Annotated in this window: 17 protein-coding genes and 5 tRNA genes; 6 read left to right on the top strand and 16 right to left on the bottom strand. The window is 47.5% G+C overall.

All coding sequences use genetic code 11. The features are described 5' to 3' along the window. Window positions 1–87: 87 nt before the first annotated feature. The 5 genes from P5G61_RS04610 to P5G61_RS04590 all read right to left on the bottom strand — a co-directional run bounded on the left by P5G61_RS04610 (window position 88) and on the right by P5G61_RS04590 (window position 1,581). A complete protein-coding gene (locus P5G61_RS04610) occupies window positions 88–504 on the bottom strand; it encodes a helix-turn-helix domain-containing protein (protein ID WP_079350826.1) in 417 nt (138 codons plus the stop codon). 121 nt (window positions 505–625) lie between these two features. Beyond that, window positions 626–1,054, bottom strand: a complete 429-nt coding sequence (locus P5G61_RS04605; RefSeq protein WP_079350827.1) for a helix-turn-helix domain-containing protein — start codon at window positions 1,052–1,054, stop codon at window positions 626–628. Window positions 1,055–1,226: 172 nt separating this feature from the next. After that, window positions 1,227–1,309, bottom strand: a tRNA-Leu gene (locus P5G61_RS04600). A gap of 17 nt (window positions 1,310–1,326) precedes the next feature. Next, window positions 1,327–1,402 (bottom strand) — tRNA-Lys (locus tag P5G61_RS04595). Between the two features lie 107 nt (window positions 1,403–1,509). After that, a tRNA-Glu gene (locus P5G61_RS04590) sits at window positions 1,510–1,581 on the bottom strand. Between the two features lie 304 nt (window positions 1,582–1,885). Here P5G61_RS04590 and P5G61_RS04585 point away from each other — a divergent pair. Together P5G61_RS04585 and P5G61_RS04580 are read left to right on the top strand one after the other, a co-directional pair. Further along, window positions 1,886–2,662, top strand: a complete 777-nt coding sequence (locus P5G61_RS04585) for a DeoR/GlpR family DNA-binding transcription regulator (RefSeq protein WP_301244930.1) — start codon at window positions 1,886–1,888, stop codon at window positions 2,660–2,662. Between the two features lie 3 nt (window positions 2,663–2,665). Next, window positions 2,666–3,562 (top strand): Cof-type HAD-IIB family hydrolase, encoded by an 897-nt coding sequence (locus P5G61_RS04580; RefSeq protein ID WP_301244928.1) that lies wholly within the window; start codon window positions 2,666–2,668, stop codon window positions 3,560–3,562. A 54-nt stretch (window positions 3,563–3,616) separates the two neighbouring features. Here P5G61_RS04580 and P5G61_RS04575 read toward each other — a convergent pair whose 3' ends face one another. Then, window positions 3,617–4,288 carry an MgtC/SapB family protein gene (locus tag P5G61_RS04575; protein WP_079350829.1) on the bottom strand — a complete coding sequence of 224 codons (672 nt, stop codon included), beginning with the start codon at window positions 4,286–4,288 and terminating at the stop codon, window positions 3,617–3,619. A 216-nt stretch (window positions 4,289–4,504) separates the two neighbouring features. Beyond that, entirely contained in the window at window positions 4,505–5,173 is a 669-nt protein-coding gene (locus P5G61_RS04570) for a flavin reductase family protein (protein ID WP_301244926.1), read from the bottom strand. A 100-nt stretch (window positions 5,174–5,273) separates the two neighbouring features. Here P5G61_RS04570 and P5G61_RS04565 point away from each other — a divergent pair, with 100 nt between their 5' ends. Next, a complete protein-coding gene (locus P5G61_RS04565) occupies window positions 5,274–5,972 on the top strand; it encodes an ArsR/SmtB family transcription factor (protein ID WP_301244924.1) in 699 nt (232 codons plus the stop codon). A 110-nt stretch (window positions 5,973–6,082) separates the two neighbouring features. Here the strand turns inward: P5G61_RS04565 and P5G61_RS04560 are convergent. The 3 genes from P5G61_RS04560 to P5G61_RS04550 all read right to left on the bottom strand — a co-directional run bounded on the left by P5G61_RS04560 (window position 6,083) and on the right by P5G61_RS04550 (window position 6,793). Beyond that, window positions 6,083–6,171: transfer RNA gene (locus tag P5G61_RS04560), tRNA-Ser, on the bottom strand. A 5-nt stretch (window positions 6,172–6,176) separates the two neighbouring features. Further along, window positions 6,177–6,252, bottom strand: a tRNA-Asn gene (locus P5G61_RS04555). Window positions 6,253–6,331: 79 nt separating this feature from the next. After that, complete coding sequence (locus tag P5G61_RS04550) at window positions 6,332–6,793, bottom strand: SprT family protein (RefSeq protein ID WP_301244922.1); 462 nt, start codon at window positions 6,791–6,793, stop codon at window positions 6,332–6,334. Window positions 6,794–6,913: 120 nt separating this feature from the next. Here P5G61_RS04550 and P5G61_RS04545 point away from each other — a divergent pair, with 120 nt between their 5' ends. Continuing rightward, a complete protein-coding gene (locus P5G61_RS04545) occupies window positions 6,914–7,270 on the top strand; it encodes a hypothetical protein (protein WP_024630711.1) in 357 nt (118 codons plus the stop codon). 202 nt (window positions 7,271–7,472) lie between these two features. After that, window positions 7,473–7,616 (top strand): cortex morphogenetic protein CmpA, encoded by a 144-nt coding sequence (cmpA, locus tag P5G61_RS04540; protein ID WP_090808144.1) that lies wholly within the window; start codon window positions 7,473–7,475, stop codon window positions 7,614–7,616. A 153-nt stretch (window positions 7,617–7,769) separates the two neighbouring features. Here the strand turns inward: cmpA and P5G61_RS04535 are convergent, their stop codons facing one another. The 6 genes from P5G61_RS04535 to P5G61_RS04510 form a co-directional block, all read right to left on the bottom strand. After that, window positions 7,770–9,992, bottom strand: coding sequence for a Tex family protein (locus tag P5G61_RS04535; RefSeq protein WP_301244918.1), 2,223 nt, complete (start codon window positions 9,990–9,992; stop codon window positions 7,770–7,772). A 466-nt stretch (window positions 9,993–10,458) separates the two neighbouring features. Then, window positions 10,459–12,648, bottom strand: a complete 2,190-nt coding sequence (locus tag P5G61_RS04530; protein ID WP_301244916.1) for an alpha-galactosidase — start codon at window positions 12,646–12,648, stop codon at window positions 10,459–10,461. Between the two features lie 234 nt (window positions 12,649–12,882). Beyond that, the gene (locus tag P5G61_RS04525) at window positions 12,883–13,233 is read right to left on the bottom strand and encodes a type II toxin-antitoxin system PemK/MazF family toxin (protein WP_024630714.1); all 351 of its coding nucleotides are present in this window, start codon (window positions 13,231–13,233) and stop codon (window positions 12,883–12,885) included. A gap of 3 nt (window positions 13,234–13,236) precedes the next feature. Next, window positions 13,237–13,518: a CopG family ribbon-helix-helix protein gene (locus P5G61_RS04520; protein ID WP_024630715.1), complete on the bottom strand. Its 282-nt coding sequence runs from the start codon at window positions 13,516–13,518 to the stop codon at window positions 13,237–13,239. A 261-nt stretch (window positions 13,519–13,779) separates the two neighbouring features. After that, window positions 13,780–14,967: an alanine racemase gene (alr, locus tag P5G61_RS04515; RefSeq protein WP_301244900.1), complete on the bottom strand. Its 1,188-nt coding sequence runs from the start codon at window positions 14,965–14,967 to the stop codon at window positions 13,780–13,782. Window positions 14,968–15,426: 459 nt separating this feature from the next. Continuing rightward, window positions 15,427–16,629, bottom strand: a complete 1,203-nt coding sequence (locus P5G61_RS04510; protein WP_301244898.1) for an outer membrane lipoprotein-sorting protein — start codon at window positions 16,627–16,629, stop codon at window positions 15,427–15,429. A 297-nt stretch (window positions 16,630–16,926) separates the two neighbouring features. On the opposite strand from P5G61_RS04510, the gene P5G61_RS04505 reads away from it, so the two are divergent. Next, window positions 16,927–18,420, top strand: coding sequence for a serine hydrolase (locus P5G61_RS04505; protein ID WP_301244897.1), 1,494 nt, complete (start codon window positions 16,927–16,929; stop codon window positions 18,418–18,420). The last annotated feature ends 212 nt before the right edge of the window (window positions 18,421–18,632 follow it).

Genomic DNA, 18,632 nt, shown 5'->3' with positions numbered 1-18,632 from the left:
AACCTCTGGACAGCTTACCGAATGGATTCGGATCTGTTCAGAGGTTTTTGAGCTTATCCAAGCTAGCCGATCACATCGCAATTGGAGCTATATCGTGCCATCGTCTTCGGGCGTATCTACTCTCTTGTAGCGAAAGTCATCTGAATCTTTGCCTTCCTTGGATTTGCGGTAACGGGTAAATTCAATATATTCACTGATAAAAGACTGTTCCACAGTCGATAATTCGCTTTCCTGGCAATCTAATTGCCGTAACACGCCAAAAAAATAATCCTCCCGTTTTTCCCGCACCATCGCCTCCTTGGATGGACGGCCAATCATGAGCCAGTCCAGGCTCACATTAAAAAACGCAGCAATTTCAATGAGTTTATTCGTACTCGGGACAGATTTGCCTCGTTTCCAGTCACCCAGATTACCTGTGCTAATCTTCAGTTGTTTACAGAACTCTTTCTTGGTCATCCCTCGCTCGGCAATTAGATGTTCAATTCGCTCATAGATCGACTGCATACAGAACTTCCTCCTATCCGAATCACTTAAAAATTTTACGTCTCTCCAATTCATTGCCGAACAAATGATCAAACCCAATTATGGCATTATATTACATAAAAATTGTAATGAAGAGAAGTGCTTAATCTTTCCGGTGCACCGATTCATCCGCTACCGGCTTATCTTCTCCATTGTAACGAAAGTCGCCTGAATTTTTGCTTTCCTTGGATTTGCGATAACGGGTAAATTCAATATATTCACTGATAAAAGACTGTTCCACAGTCGATAATTCGCTTTCTTGGCAATTCAATTGCCGCAACACGTCAAAAAAATAATCCTCCCGTTTTTCCCGCACCATCGCCTCCTTGGATGGACGGCCAATCATGAGCCAGTCCAGGCTCACATCAAAAAACGAAGCAATCTCGATTAGTTTATTCGTACTCGGAATAGATTTACCGCGTTTCCAGTCACCCAGATTGCCCGTGCTGATCTTCAGCTGTTGGCAGAAAGCCTTCTTGGTCATTCCTCGTTCGGCAATCAGGTGTTCAATTCGCTCATAGATCGACTGCATACAGAACCGCCTTCCAACCGTAATAATCAATACATGTACCTAAATTATACCACAACCTTCCTGAATCCTCAGCCTTTTAATCCCAGGAATACGTTCTGGTAATTCTTATAACACAAAGATAGACTCCCATGAATAATCATGAGAGTCTATCTTATAACATCTGTTGCTGTGATGCGGTCGAGAGGACTCGAACCTCCACGGGTATACACCCACTACCCCCTCAAGATAGCGTGTCTGCCATTCCACCACGACCGCATATTTAATTGTAAAAATGGTGAGCCATGAAGGGCTCGAACCTTCGACACCCTGATTAAAAGTCAGGTGCTCTACCAACTGAGCTAATGGCTCTTGCTGTAACTTCACCGGATGTGCCATGAGTAACTCTTTTGTTCAGGAGCTATGACTTTATGAGGATTCCTCATCAGGATTGTACATCCCTGAGGTGGTGAAGATAATGACCCGTAGGGGATTCGAACCCCTGTTACCTCCGTGAAAGGGAGGTGTCTTAACCCCTTGACCAACGGGCCTTATTAACAAGTTGTCTTTCTTGGCGACAAGAATGAGTATATCACAGGCTAAATAAAATGTGCAACACTTTTTTTGATTTTTTTATCCTCTCCTTTTTACCCCTTCTTCATGAGCTTAAGAGCCTACTCACTCCAAAATCTCTTTCACATATTTATCACCGTAATCATCGTAATTTGTAAAATTAATATCAAAAAACTTAAATACACTTACATTCACTTATAATATTGCAAATATCATTATTAGTACTTATAATTAACCTATCAGTTATAAACACGGTCAGCTACGTATAAGGAGGCGGCACGTTTGTTTCAGGAAGAACGAATGCAGCTGATTATTGAACACCTACGCAAACACAATCGCATTTCAGCTGAGGATATTGTATCCCTGTTTGACGTTTCCCGGGACACGGCTCGAAGGGATCTGATCAAGCTCGAAGAACAGGACGCCATCATCCGAACGCGCGGCGGTGCAATTCTCCCCGTTCCACCAGTTGAGCACCGATCTTATAAAGATCGTCTGCTCCACATTTCCGATGAAAAAAGAGCTATTGGCAAGTTAGCCGCTGCGATCGTCCGCCAAGGCGAACACATTATTCTGGATTCTTCCACTACAGTGCAGACTTGTGCCGAAAATCTGAACGGCAAATCCTGTACCGTCATTACCAATTCCATTTACTCAGCTGAACTTCTCTCCAATCATACGGCTGTCGAGATACGTTTGCTTGGCGGTAAAGTCGATAAAGAGCAGCGTTATGTCTATGGCACTTCCGTAATCGAAACTCTTTCCCACTATTATGTAGACAAAGCCTTTATCGGCATTGGCGGAATTACGATGGACGGCTTCAGCGCTTCCGAAGAAGAAGGAAAGATCAAACACAAAATGATGCAAGCTGCAAAACAGGTTATTGTACTCGCTGACCATTCCAAGTTTGATAAGCGTTATGGTTACCGTTTTGCGGACTGGTCACTCGTTGATATGTTAATTACAGATCAATGGCCTTCCCAAGATTGGCGAAACTTTTTGACCGAACAGCAAGTGGAGATTCTCATCCCTGAACCTACAATTGAAAAGGAGCTGTAACATATGAAATTATTTGCTACCGATTTAGATGGAACCCTATTGAACAGAGACAGTCAGATCAGCCCGGAAAACGCAGCTGCAATCCATAAGGCACAACAAGAAGGATTGAAGGTTACGATCGCTACAGGACGGGTTTATTCCGACGTATTAACGATAAGCAGCGAAGGCGGAATTAACACACCAGTCATCGGCTCCAACGGAGCTACCATCCATGATGCCAATGGTGAGCGCCTGTTCCATCTTCCACTTGAGCGTGAAACGGCTGCATCCGTCATGCAGTGGCTGGAAGATCATCATTGCTACTACGAGGCCTCCACGCAACAGGGAATCTACGCCCCTATAGGCAGTCATGAGGCGATGCTCGCTGAAATGGATCGCATTCTAGGTTCGAGTCCTGGGGAGGATATTGAACGCCTCATTCGAGCTGTTAAGAAGCACTATGACAAGAAAGATTACCACCGCGTTAATTCCCATCAAGAAATCCCTTCCGAAGCTTTCATTTACAATATTATGGCCTTTTCATTGGACCCCGCTCAATTGCAGCAGGGACGCGAATACTTTGCTTCTCGCTCCGATGTAGCCATGGTGGTATCCTCTGAACACAACTTCGAAATGCAGCATCCTGATGTATCCAAAGGTAATGCCTTAACCAAACTGGCTGCGCATTTGAACATCTCCATGGAAGATACAGCTGCCATTGGTGATAATTTCAACGACGTATCCATGCTAAAAATGGCAGGACTCGGTATTGCCATGGGCAATGCTGAACCGGAGATTAAGGCGCTTGCCAATGCTGTGTCGTTGACTAATGTGGAGCATGGTGTCGCACATGCCATTCATTGTGTTCTTGAAGGCAAGCCTGTTTCCCAGCCGGAGACTGTCATTGAAGGCGGTCAGTAATCGCTTTTCGTAATGTTCGGTATGAGAACCTAGCGATCTAACGATGGCCTGGGCTCACCTCATATCAACGGATCGAACGTGAGGCACATCCTGCAATAAAATAATTAGCTGCTCGGCCCGATATGATCCGGGCAGTTGCAGAGTGAATTCAAGCACTGTCTCCTCTCCGGAGTCTGTGCTTGTTTGCTGTTCTGTTTTGAATCCGATTACCGAGATTTTTTCCTGTCCCAGCAAAGCCAAAACGGTTTTGAGGGTGTCCCCTTCCTTTAGCAGTCGAATGGTCAACGTCTCTGTTCTCGCGGATACCAACCAGCGTGTCGGCCGATGCAGCAGCATCTGGGCCAGAACAATAAGCAGCGTTACCCCCGCACCTGTCCAATACAATCCCGAACCAACAGCCAGTCCCATTCCTGCAGTCGCCCAAATTCCCGCCGCTGTCGTCAATCCTCGGACCGTATGACGCTGTGTGAAGATCATACCGGCTCCAATGAAGCCGACCCCACTGACCACCTGTGCTGCAATCCTGGATGGGTCAAGCGAGAGATTCACCCAGCCTGCCTGATCCTGAAAGCCATACTTGGATACAATCATCATTAATGCTGCACCCACAGCAACAACAAAGTGAGTACGTATTCCCGCTTCCTTCATTCGGTTCTTGCGCTCATATCCGATCAACACGCCGCATATGCCAGCTATGAGTACACGCATCAAGTATTCCGTTTCCATGCTCATCACCTCTCTTATGTATATGCTTACATGTATCTTTCTTTACTATTTACCCAATCCTTGACTAATAAAATAGCCGCACTTATACATTCGCCGGAGGAACTCCTAAATAATTCTCAATGTAGGCAGAAAGAAGCGGAGCCCCAACTGGCCCCACTCCTTCGTATATTTTGTATCACTTATGGATTGCGTATGCTAATTTAGTATCCTAATACATCACTTCTCTGCCCGAAAGCTCTCCCCATGCCGCTCTCCAAGTCCATAATAATGTCGGAAATTATAAATTAAAGGATTCCAATTCTCTGGGTTAATCTTGTTGAAATCTGATATCAAGCGGTGATGAGCATGTACCTTCAACGCTTTTACTTCTACAATCGCCATGAATGGCGTGTGTTCGGGAATACGTATGTGTTGTACCGCGGCTTCAATCTGGAGCGGACACTCCGCTATTTTATTCGGCTCAACCAGAACTGAATTTTGAGGTGTCAGTCCAGTAGCAGCAAATTTATCATCGCAAAATTCAAACCCCATCCTTCTTTTCTCTTCAGGAACGGGATATTTCCCCGTATAACGTCCCAGTATCTCAACCTGCTCCCATATGGATGCATCGGGCAGATTAATTACACATTCAGGGCGTCGGTTCAGGTTCTCAAAGGCTTTGCCTTGAATACCAATTACAAGTACCAAGCAGTCGCCGAGTGCCCAGGATGAAGAAAGTGGTGATAGATTTGTTATCCCCTCTTCGTTTAACGTGCTCAGTAACAATACAGGTGTGCCATAGTACAAAATACTTGGAGTTATCACCTCATGCTGAGTCAACTCTCGGTTTGAGCCTCGGTGACTCTCTGGTTCAGGACCTTCTTTCGTTCTGTCATTTGTATACATTGCTTCTTCCTCCATTCTTCAATCCATCCAATGATCTCTTGGATCGTCATTCATGCACGATTGAATTGTAATACACCAATAGTTCAGGTATCATCGAAGTATGAATGCATATCCGAATATATCTGCTGTTGCGTCGTTAGTTGCTGATCCCAGTCGTGCTATTTTTTTGGAAGCTTTGTTGGATGGTCGTGCACTTCCTGCAGGCGAACTTGCTTACATGGCGGGTGTTACCCCCCAAACGGCAAGCAGTCATCTCGCGAAGCTGGTCGAAGGCGGGCTGCTCGTCGTTGAACAGCAAGGAAGACATCGATATTATCGACTTGCAGGCAAAGAGGTTGCTTTTCTAATTGAAACAATGGGTAGTATCGCTGCACCAGTTCAAGTGAGGTCCCTCAAACAATCTGATCAGCTTCAACATCTGAGCTTTGCTCGAACCTGTTATGGGCATCTGGCCGGAAAATTGGGGATATCGTTGTGCGAAGCTTTATTGCGGGAAGGTTATCTCGAAGAACCTGAGGATGAGCAGGCCAAGGATTACCACATTACAGAGAAAGGGATTCAATGGTTCAATTCTTTTGGCATTATACTAGAAGGTAAAGCCGGATCGCGCCGCGCTATGGCTCGCAAATGTCTGGACTGGAGTGAACGCCGTCATCATATCTCCGGTGTATTGGGAGACGAACTCGGGCGCCGCTTGTCTGAACTGAATTGGACCCGTCAGAAGGCAGGCAGCCGTTCGGTTGAAGTCACGGAAGTCGGCAAGAAGGGTTTGTACGAGGTATTGGGCATTTCATTGTAGGGCGGCAATTAGGTATTCGTGTACATTAGTAAAATGACGATACATCAAAAATCCCCCTTCTCACGAACCGTTAATGGTTCGTGAGAAGGGGGATTATGTTTTGTTCAGAACGGAGAGAGAGGGATTCGAACCCTCGCACCGCTTACGCAGTCTAACCCCTTAGCAGAGGGTCCCCTTATAGCCACTTGGGTATCTCTCCAAGAATGGCTCCCCGAACAGGGCTCGAACCTGTGACAACTCGATTAACAGTCGAGTGCTCTACCAACTGAGCTATCAGGGAATATTGATCTTGAATATCCTAAATTTATCATGATTAATATTCCAAGTCAACATGCCTCCGATGACTTTCTTAATAAGCTTTAGATACTCTGAATCCCTAACTTCCCCGCACAACGACCACAGCGGTACCTCTTCGGATCCACTTTGCGTTTACGCAAATATTCCGTGCCACAGCTCTTGCACACCAGCTTATAGCGATACGGTAGCGGCTTTCTGCCCTTTCCATCCGGAAGGGACTGACAGAACCTCGAACCGCCCACCTTCTGCAACAAGGCTTTGAATTCCGGGTCCCGGTGTTGGTAGCCGCGTCCACGGATGTGCAGATGGTAGTGACACAGTTCATGCTTGATGATTTTCTCAACCTCTTCCCGCCCATAGGCTTCGAGCTGATGAGGATTAATCTCTATTCGGTGACTTTTGAGCATATAACGCCCACCAGTCGTGGTCAGACGACGGTTAAACATCGCCTCGTGAGTGAACGGAACCCCGAAATGATCCAGCGACACCTGCTCAATCCATTGCTGCAATTCCTCATTTTCCAACGGTTTTCCCTCCTTTCATTCCCCTTGGGCCGTTTGTTTTTCCGCCATAATACTTGAATTTTAACCGTTTCGTAGGCTACACTGTCAAGTAGAATGTATGAGGGGAGATTATTACTCGTTATGCCTACAATGCGCTACGTCATCCTGCAGCAGGAACAGCAATTGCAGTTTGTGGAAATGCCCGCCGATTACGCTTATCAACTCAGTGCGCTCAACCTGCGCCTGCACAAAGAAATTGACAAACTTACCGCAGCAGATGTACCTGTTCTGCCTTGGGCAATCGCTGAATGTGACAATCTTGACCTTCTGGACGAGCAGCTCTCCATCATCGGAGGCCTTGACTACATCAATGCCCTTGAACAAAGTTTCGCAGCACTAAGAGAGAGTGAATATCCTTTGATTTCCCTGCTCACTGAAATTCGGGCGCTCCAGGCTCAATTAGAGCAATGGTATGAAGAAGAGATGGAATCACTCTAATCCACTTATGGACTTATTTTTCATGCAGGATGGAACCAAAAGCGCATCTCCTAAAAGCGGGAGTTGTGCTTTTTTTCGCCCTTTAATCCATATCCGTATAGAAATTGAATTTTCCGTGTTCCTCACTGGTTAATCCGCACAGTCCAGGCTATTGCCACATATGCTAACGTACAGATGAATTATGCAAGAGGAGGAGATACCCTTGCCTCAATGGCTTTGCAATCAACTGATGCGTGCATTTCACAAAAAGGACAGCAGACAGATCAAGCTGCTGAACGAATGTTGGTTCTTTTACCGAAACAAACCGACAAGTGGCACCCCGCGCAGCGCGGACAGCGAACTTTAAGCATCTGACACCACTCTCTTTCGTCCACTTCAAGCTCTCACTTCTTTCATAAAATCCCTTCGAAGAATACAGTACGGGCAACAGTACTATTATAGCTGACAACAAACAGCCTTCCCCTTACAGGGAAGGCTGTTCTCCGAGCATTGTGCTGGATTAGGAAGACTGCTGAGAAGAAGCAGGCTTCTTCATCGTGAGGCCGACACGGCCTTTTTTGGTATCCACATTCATCACCCAAACCGTTACATTATCCCCGACAGATACCACATCCATCGGATGTTTGACGTAACCGTTGCTCAGCTGTGAGATATGGACAAGCCCGTCACTCTTGATGCCGATGTCAACAAATGCACCAAAGTCAATTACGTTGCGAACCGTGCCTTGCAGCTCCATGCCTTCCACCAAATCCTCAATTTTGAGCACATCGGTGCGGAAGATCGGTAGCGGCATTTCCTCACGCGGGTCACGACCCGGACGCTGCAAGCTGTCCAGAATGTCACGCAGTGTAGGTACACCCACATCCAGCTTCACAGCCAGCTGTTCCGGTTGTTGCTCAGACAGAAGAACAGACAGTTCCTTGCTGCCCAGCTTGTCCAGCTCAACCTGAAGCTCTTTAAAGAGCTGGTCAACCACTTTATACGATTCAGGGTGAATCGGTGTACGATCCAGCGGGTTCTCCCCTTCGCCAATCCGCATAAAGCCTACGCATTGCTCATAGGTTTTGGCACCCAAACGCGGCACCTTCTGCAGCTGGCGACGATTCGTGAACCGGCCGTTCTCTTCGCGGTATTTCACGATATTTTTGGCAATAGTGGCATTTACACCAGCCACATATGACAGCAGTGAAGGTGAAGCCGTGTTCACATCCACACCCACGTGGTTAACTGCGGATTCCACAACAGCCTTCAAGCTTTCTTCCAATATTTTTTGGGATACGTCATGCTGGTATTGACCTACACCAATGGCTTTTGGATCGATTTTGACCAGCTCAGCCAGCGGGTCTTGCACCCGGCGGGCAATCGAAGCAGCACTACGTTCGGCAACGTCGAGATCCGGGAATTCTTCCTGGGCCAGCTTGGATGCAGAATACACACTCGCTCCAGCTTCATTGACGATTAGATACACGAGACTTTCGTCACCGTTCTCCTGAATGATCTCGGCAACAAACTGTTCCGTCTCACGGGACCCTGTACCATTACCGATAACAATCAATCCGATATCATACTGCTTGATCATCCGATGGAAGACCTCGGCAGCTTCACGCTTCTTGTTGTGTGGTGGCGTTGGGTACGTAACAGCCACTTCAAGCAGCTTGCCCGTATCGTCGACCACGGCCAGCTTACAGCCGGTACGATAGGCAGGATCGACACCAAGCACACGTTTGCCATGAATTGGTGGCTGAAGCAGCAAATTCCGAAGATTAGCCGAGAATACAGATATCGCTTGGTTTTCACCTTTTTCCGTCAGTTCTGCACGAACCTCGCGCTCAATCGAAGGGGCAATCAATCGTTTGTAAGCATCTTCAATCACAGCACGCAAAATGTCCTGAACCGCAGATGTACCCTTGATGATCTGCCCTTCCATATGACGATGAGCCGGTTCAGGCTGTACGTCCAGACCCACTTTCAAAATGTTCTCACGTTCACCGCGGTTAATGGCGAGAATGCGGTGAGGAGGCATTTTTTTGGCTAACTCACGATAATCATAGTAGTTCTCATATACAGACTCCTGCTCCGCATCCTTCGCTTCCGAAGTCAGCATGCCATGATCGAGTGTATATCGACGAATCCAGGCACGAATAGCAGCATCATCTGCGATATTTTCAGCCAAGATGTCCTTGGCTCCCTGAAGTGCAACCTCTGCATCGTCTACCCCAAGTTCAGCATTGATATAACGCGCCGCTTCCTCCAGGACATTCCCTTGCTTCGGTTGACCCCAGATCCATACAGCGAGTGGCTCGAGACCTTTTTCCTTCGCTACACTGGCACGGGTTTTCCGCTTCTGGCGAAACGGACGGTACAAGTCCTCCACTTCCTGGAGCTTAACTGCCTGGGTGATGGACTGTTTCAGTTCTCCGGTCAGCTTGCCTTGTTCCTCTATAATACGGATGACTTCCACTTTGCGGTCTTCTAGATTACGCAAGTATACGATGCGGTCTTCAATGAGCCGCAGCTCGTTCTCATCCAGCTCTCCAGTCATTTCCTTACGGTAGCGGGCGATAAATGGAATCGTATTGCCTTCGTCCAGAAGCTCCGACGTCGTGCGGACCTGCTTCAAGGACAGTGACAGTTCCTTGGCTACCTGTTTGATGATTCGTTCATGGCGTTCTGCCTTTATTGTTTCTTCATTGGGTTCCAGAACCGTTTCCTGTTCAGACAAATAAATCCCTCTTTCCTTCCTGAATCGTTCAGTTGAAGCTTGTTCAGGGCAGCTTTGCTGCTGTAATTACATTTTGATTGAACCATTTGCTTCAACCACTCTACCCTATATTATCACAAAATCACGTCCAGATTTCCATCATTCCACTGGCATACAAGTTCTGACAGAATTACGTCTTCCTCCAGCCTTCCCCATTACGTCAAAAAAAGACCGAAAAACGTCAACGCGACGCTGTTCGGTCTTCCTCATTAGGACTTTATATGCAATTGAACTCTAAATAAGTGAAACTATTCATTTACACGATGACGGAGAGGACAGAAAAAAACCTGAAAAGGCGAAGCGTTCGCCTTTATCCCCGGATTTTCCCCTTAAGAAAAGGGAATCGAAAAAAATCTGGGGATAACAGCGATTGGAAGGTTGTTCTGTCATCGTAGTATCCGTGTAAATAATCTGTAGTTCAACTTATTTAGACCCGTTCGAATCGGAACATTTCACTCAGATAGTCTCCCGATGCACGACCTACGGAGATCCCGCCATACATCAGCGCATCCCCTGTAAACGTCTCGGAGCCGCCTTTGAGGCGATAATCCGCGTTAGGGTCCAGGCCCTTCAACTTCAGACGTTGGAGCGGTGCATTGGGTTCAGACAGCACACGGAAGTAGAATACAACGGCTTCGCTGCCATCTGGTGAAATAAACATCCATGCCGTTTCATTTCCTTCAAACGGACTTAGCAAGCGCCGGAACGTTCCGTATTGAATGGTTCCCCGAATTTCCTTGTACAGCTCTACCTGAGCCTTCACAATGGCATTCTCTTCCTCTGTGAATCGAGTCAAATCCAATTCATATCCAAAGTTACCGGACATGGCGACATGTCCACGAATCTCTAGAGAAGTAATTCGATTAACCTGGTGATTGGGAACAGCTGAGATATGTGACCCCATTGAGCTTACCGGATATACCAGGCTTGTACCATACTGAATACGAAGACGGGATATCGCGTCCGTATTATCGCTGGTCCACGTTTGCGGCATGTAATACAGCATACCTGGATCAAAACGGCCGCCACCACCTGAACAGCTCTCGAACAGGATATCCGGAAACGCTGAAGTAATCCGTTCCATGACTTCATACAATCCAAGCATATACCGATGCGCAGTCTCACGCTGTCTGTCTGCTGGCAGCAATGCAGAACCTACCTCCGTCATATTCCGGTTCATGTCCCATTTCACATAAGTGATCGGCGCAGATCCAAGCACATCGCCTAGCATGCGTACAATCTCATCTCGCACATCCTGACGGGAGAAATCGAGTACCAACTGTTGGCGCCCTTCCGTACGGCGGCGATCCGGCACATGCAGACACCAGTCCGGATGAGCACGGTACAATTCACTGTCCGGCGAAATCATCTCAGGCTCGAACCATAGTCCGAACTGCATGTCCAGACTGGTTACCCGGTTGGCCAAATCATCCAGGCCTTGTGGCAGTTTGTTCTTGTCCACAATCCAGTCACCGAGTGAGGAATTATCACTGTCCCGATGTCCGAACCATCCATCATCCAGTACGAACAGTTCAATACCAAGCTTCTTCCCTGCCTGTGCGATCTGCTCAATCTTATCAGCGTTGAAGCCGAAATAGGTCGCTTCCCAGTTGTTGACCAGAACCGGACGCTCTGCATTACGGAACTTGCCACGTGCAAGGCGCTCGCGATACAGTTGATGATACGACTGAGACATGCCATCCAGACCTGCATCCGAATAAACCATGACCGTCTCAGGCGTCTGGAACGACTCCTGCGAATCCAGCTTCCAGCCGAACTCAAACGGATTGATTCCCAGCGATACACGAGTGGTGTGGAACTGATCCACTTCCGCCTGTGCAGTGAAGCTGCCGCTATATACAAGGCTGAACCCATAGACTTCACCCTGATCTTCGTCTGTACCCGGTGTCATCAGAGCAATGAACGGATTCTGCTGGTGACTGCTTGAGCCGCGACGGCTCTCGATGCCTTGCAGGCCGGAAGCAAGCGGTCTGCGAACGATGTCCCGTTCACGCGTCCATGCTCCTGACAGCTGCAGTAATTCGTAATCGGCATGCGGGAAATCAACGGAAGAACTGTGCGCACGTGCAATATTCACCGAGGCAGCGCTCTCATTAACGATACGCATGGAACGCGTAATCGCATTAAATGCCGTAAAGGCCGTGTAGCTAAGTTCAATCTTGATCCCTGCAACACGGTCTTCCAGTTCAACGATGAGTGTCTCCGCTTCATCGTCAGATTCAACATAAGTTGCCGGCAGCCCGGTAAGTGCTGCCTTTCCTTTGATCAGTCGATGGCCTGTATACGTAAATTCCGAAACGGTTGAACCGTTCTCAAGCTGCAATTGGATTGCCGGATTACGGAAATCACTCGTACCGTATACTGGCAACTCTTGCGCCAACGTGTCGAAGGAGATCGTCCGATCATCCGGTACCGGATTCGGGCTGAATGAGGCCCGCTCCGTACGCACATGAAGCCAGCTCAGATCGGTATCACGCAGTCTTTTGCCATAATACAAATGTACCAAATATCCCGAAGGCAGCACCTGGAATACGTAGCTTGCCTTTTGAGTCTGTAGATGAAATTGAAGCTTTTCCTGGTCAATATAAATGCTCATATGTCTCCTCCACCTCTATATATGTTAATTAACGTAAACGGTTTCTCAGGTATCATTATAACGAAAAGACTCTAAATGTTCTACGCTTTCATGAAGCTTTAATCAAAAGAAGCGTACCCGGCCGTTAGGCTGTTGTACGCTCTTTTGATTGCTGTCTGAAATTGTGTGTTCCTGTAAGGAACATCCATTGTCTACGGGCGGCACGGCAGAACAAGGAAACAACTACCTGATGCCTTAAAAATCGATTAAACCCAGGCTGATCTGTAAGGCTTCGTTGACCAGTTTCATGGTCTCCTCGTCCAGATGGGTAATCTTGTCGGTCAGCCTCTGCTTATCAATCGTCCGTATTTGTTCGAGCAAAATAACCGAGTCCCGGTCAAAGCCGTGTGCCGCCGCATCAATTTCCACATGCGTCGGCAGCTTTGCCTTTTGGATCTGGGCGGTGATCGCCGCCACAATACAAGTAGGACTAAACCGGTTGCCGATGTCATTCTGGATAACCAGAACCGGCCTGACTCCACCTTGCTCGGAACCGACAACGGGAGAAAGATCCGCAAAAAAAACGTCACCGCGTTTTACGATCAATGTCTACACCCCGCTAACTAAGCGGTCCAGAGTGCTGTCCGCATCTTCCTCCGCGTGAAAGGCCTCGGATGCCATGGTGAGGTTAATCTTCGCCATCTCCATGTACCCTCGCTGCATCGATTCACGGATGTAACGTTTCTTACGCTCCGTCAAATACAGCTTCATGGCCTGCCTAATCAATTCGCTGCGGTTGGAATTCTCCAGCGCTACGATGCCATCCACTTCCTGCAAAAGATAATCAGGCAAACTGATCATGATCCGCTTGGTGTTCTGCAAGTTGGCCACCTTTCTTCCACCCCCACAAACCTTTCGCCATTGTGAACCAGTATTACGTTTTTCCAGAACTTTTATACAAAGGAATATATATGCCCCGAGTATATCAAGTATGCTGTACTCCATTATAAACACGGAGAACATTATTCGTACAGACCAAACATCTCTTTTCAGGATTTTTCATCCCAGTCATCATTCATAATTCGAGATGCTCCGACAGTTTTCCTTCTGTTCTGAAAAAAAGTTTATTGGAAATAGCGTCCAGTCGAGCTGTCAGGATGTCAAAAGAGGGTTGATTCTGGCGATTACTGCTCCATTACGGGTATAGACCCGAGGGATTCGATGCGCCATCATGCAGATCACTTCGTAGGGAATCGTACCGAGCTGAGATGCCACCTCTTCTGCAGTTATAACTGCACCTGATTGATGACCGATGAGAACAACCTCTTCGCCGACTTGAATTTCTTCTGCTTCTGCAGCAAAAGATTGTAGCGACACCATACACTGATCCATGCAGATCGTACCGACGACGGGAACACGACGGCCGCGTACAAGCACTTGTGCTTTACCTGACAGCATTCTTGAAAATCCGTCTGCATAGCCGATAGGCAGGGTCGCTATTCGTTCGTTCCCTTGTGTTACATAACGGGTTCCGTAGCTGACACCCCAGTGGGGCGGCAGCGTTTTGACCAGAACCGCCTTCGTCTTCAGTGTCAATACCGGGGAAAGCTTCACTACCTGATGATTCACCTCTGCCGACGGGTATAATCCGTACAGGCTGATTCCTACACGAACCATATCATCCGACAATTCCGGTGTATCAATGGTAGCGGCGCTGTTCGCCGTATGTATAATCGGGATGACACATCCCTGATCCCGCAACGCATCAACCACGCCTTGGAACCGTCGATACTGCTCCAGTGTATAGGTCTTGTCTTTTTCATCCGCCTTGGCAAAATGAGTAAACATACCTTCCAGCATGACCTGCTTCAGCTTGGCTGCTTCCTGAATGAAAGCAAGTGCCTCGTCGCCCGGCAGCAGGCCAAGCCTGCCCATGCCGCTGTCAATTTTGATATGCACCTTTAGCTTACGAGAGGAAATTCCCGTCTCCAAATGTTGAATGGCGTCGAGCACTTCCTTACTGAACAGCGTAATGGTTACATCATGTTTCCATGCTTCAGCGATGCCTTCTGGCGGCGTGTAGCCCAATACAAGAATCGGAAGGGTAATTCCGTGTTGTCGCAATTCAAGCGCTTCGTCAAGAAAAGCTACACTTAAGTAATCCACACCAACTCGTTCCAGTTCCCTGGCCGTCTCCACTGCCCCATGTCCATAGGCGTTAGCCTTCACACAGGCGAGCAGTTTCTTGCCTTGCGGCAATGCTTCACGGAAAGCTTCTACGTTGTTGCGCAAATGATCCAAATTGATCTCCGCTTGGGTCGGCCGATATTGTTCTTGCACGTTAAGTCACCTTCTCTAATCATCTTAATCCGGCTCACGTCAGACTCCATCGTAATGCTCAAGCATGTGACTGTCAAATGAACGAAAGATCTGCAGACCAAAACACATACAGGAGTACTATCCTGGAGTCGGGAGCAAACGCAGAATAAGACCTATAAGCGAGACCATGAATGAGATATTCATCTCTCCATAACTTAACTGATCTGCTTATATCGTTTTATTTACCCGGTTCCTCCCGCGTAGAAGCGTGTTTTGCATTATTGAGTGCACCGGACCTATTCCTTGCTTATCTTACGCAGGATCATAGCCTGTTGATACTAATACCTTCAACTGAAATTAAATCCTGCAAATTACGGATATAAAACAGGGACAATGACCTGTGTATGCAGCAAAGCACCGGAGAAATCATCTCCGATGCTTCTTAGCATTCCTTATGTTAGGACGACTATACTTTCCAAATCATTTCCCTGACTCTTCCTGCATCGATGTCGCGATCTGTACCATCTCATTAACAGGCAAGTCTGCACTGGTAATTCGGTACTCCACTCCGTCCGTCATCCATGTAAGTGTCTGCAAGGCATCTCCGCTCAGCATACCAAGCGTAAATCCAAGATCAACAACACTGGACGGTGCAAGCGATACAGCTCTGTCCTGTGGACGCGCTTCGAAAATCGTATAGTTATACGTTCCTTCGTAACGAAGCATCACCGAATAGTCTCCTGTTTCTTCTACGATCTGGTCGTCTTTCAGCTTGACTCCTTCTGGGGCGTAGGTCGGCTGAATAACCCCGAAGCTGCCTGTGCCGTCCGGCTCAGCCGATGTCGGTTCTTCCGTGCCTTGCCCGCTGGCTGGGTCTTCCGAACCCTGCTGCTCGGCGTTATCGCTCACACCGGTCTGTCCATCACTAACGGTTCCGCTTGGATTCGATGCAGAACCTTCCTCTGTTGCAGCTTGAGGATTGGTGGTCTCTTTACCATCCCCAGCAGGAGCCGCGCCTGAGTCCGTACCGGCTTTGCCACCATTTTCTGAAGCAGCCGTCATATTACGCTGCATGTCAAACGCGTCTTTCTCAAATTCGGCGCCAAATTTGAAGCTATCGAACTTCACATCCACCACCACATTGGCATTCGAATCAGATACTTCTACCTGCTTCGGTGCGTAATCGCTTTTGTTTAACCATATTTTCTGTCTGACCAATGCATGTGTATTGTAGTTGGCAGCTACATCGAAAACATAGCTTTCCTTCTCATCGGCAAACTGGCGGGTCGAATCACCTGTTATACTGCGGATCAGCGTCTCGTAGAGGTAGACCTGGCCTTGATTATCTGGCCAGTTACTCTGGAAACGGAAGCTTTTGTTCTGGCTCGGCGTCAGAACAAATACGCCTTCATCATTACGCAGTACAATTTGCGTTACATCCTTTTTGGCATTCGTTAACGCGATACGATAATACGAAGGCTTCTGATGCCATACCTCGACCTTGTACTGCTGCGGCGTATCTCCAGTATGCAGCGTCATGACGCCTGCCCCCTGATAACTTTCCATTTCTCCTACGACTTCGTTCAGATCTTTGACCACGGCTGCCGCATCCTTCTTCCCGCAGGCGGCAAGTAAGGTCGATAAGACCAATACCATGGCAAGCATCCATGATATTCGGCGCATGACATCATCCCCTTTAGCACATGTTTTCACTTCAGGATTGTGCGTACAGCAGAACCCCTACTTGATTAGTACATGTTATGAGGGACTTGTTCGATATATGCGGACTAGTTTGACAAGCATTCCCTTTTTTCAAATGCCACAATACTCTATTTGGTAACAAAATCAGTCTCGGGTAGGATGTTAAATTCAGCCAGATTCTTCATAGTAAATACAGATAACAACTCAACCAATGCAATTACATACCGCTATGATGTAGCTTAATTGAGGTACAACTCTATTTCAAATTGGAGGAAAATAATGAATACAACCTATCATCACTCATTGCTGAATGGATTGGATGATTTTGTGGAAGAGCAGCTTCAACGCTGGAAAGGCGTAGGTGTGGCAGTAGCGGTCATCCACAAGGATGAAGTTATTTTGCAAAAAGGATACGGTTATCGCGACCTGGAGTCCAAGCTCGAAGTTACACCCAATACACTATTTGCGATCGGTTCCAGTACCAAAGCCTTTACAGCATCAACAGCTGCCCTGCTCGTCGATCAGGACATTCTGAAGTGGGACACGCCTGTTCGAACGTATTTGAAAGACTTCAAAATGTTCGATCCCGTAACCACAGAACGTCTGACCATCCGCGATATGCTCTGTCATCGCTCCGGACTTCCAAGGCACGATATGATGTGGTACAACTCATCACGGAGCAGAGAAGAACTCGTAAACGCGCTTCAGTATCTGGAGCCAAATGAAGACTTTCGGAACAAGTGGCAATACCAGAATCTGATGTATATGGCGGCTGGTTATCTGGTGGGGCAACTCAAAGGAACTTCATGGGAGAATGTTGTTCAGGAGTCTCTGTTTAATCCCCTCGGTATGAATTCAATTGTCCTCTCTGTCGATGAGATGCAGAATCAACCTGACTTCGCCTTCCCTTATATGGATCAAAACGGAGAGAGTACACGAATACCTTTTCGAAAAATAGATGCCGTAGGCCCCGCTGGCTCCATTAACAGCAATCTGGTCGATATGATCGCTTGGGTGCAATTCCAATTGAATCAAGGGCAACAGGATGGGAATCAACTGATCTCCAAAGAACAGTTGGCTGTTATGCACAGCCCGCAAATGGCTTGTACTTCACCATTCCACAGCAAAGAGCTGCCTGTTAGCACGTACGGTCTGGGCTGGATGATTGATTCTTATCGCGGACACGCCATGATTCATCACGGCGGAGCAATCGATGGATTCGCTTCACAGGTCGCCTTTTTGCCGGAGGAACAGCTCGGTGTTGTAGTCCTTTGCAATACCAATGGGAGCGTTCTTCCCTACACGATTTCTTTTAACATTATTGATCGTTTGCTTGAAGTGGAACCTGTGGATTGGAGCGGGAGATTAGCCAAATTAGTGGCTGGAGAATCGAATGAATCTGAAGCAGCCACAGATATCGTAGAAACACCAACTAATTCAGAAACCTTTGTTGAGGAAAAACCAGACGAAACCCAGGTTCACCCCCATGATCGTCCTATCCATGCTTATGCGGGCAGCTATACACATCCAGGTTACGGCGAGATCGTTATTCAACAGTCGATTGATGGGCTACAAGCCACCTTGAATGCCATTGACATGCCTATGAAATACGCTGGAAAAGATACGTTTTCCGTGGAACTTGTCCTGTTTGGCCTGAAGGTCACATTTACATTTAAGATGGATGAAGAGGACACGATAAGCTCTCTCTCCATTCCCCTGCTGCTGGAACCTGGTACGAATCCAATTGAATTTATAAAGACATCATCCGTCTAAAAACATCCCCTACCGGCCTATCCCATTGTGAAGTTACACACTTTACCACAATGGGATATATGCCGGATAACTCGCATTCTCTTCTTCTGTATTCGGACTTCTCTTCACTCACAGTCGCAGATCTGGCATCCCGAATGAAACTACACGATAATCCCGAAGCGAAACGTGGTGTGCATGTTCTTTCCTGTTTATCAATTGGGCCTGGCTGCTTA

Source organism: Paenibacillus vandeheii (assembly GCF_030433635.1).
Lineage (GTDB): Bacteria > Bacillota > Bacilli > Paenibacillales > Paenibacillaceae > Paenibacillus > Paenibacillus vandeheii.
Note: the sequence above shows the minus strand (reverse complement) of the source record. Positions and strands in the feature narration are given on the sequence as shown.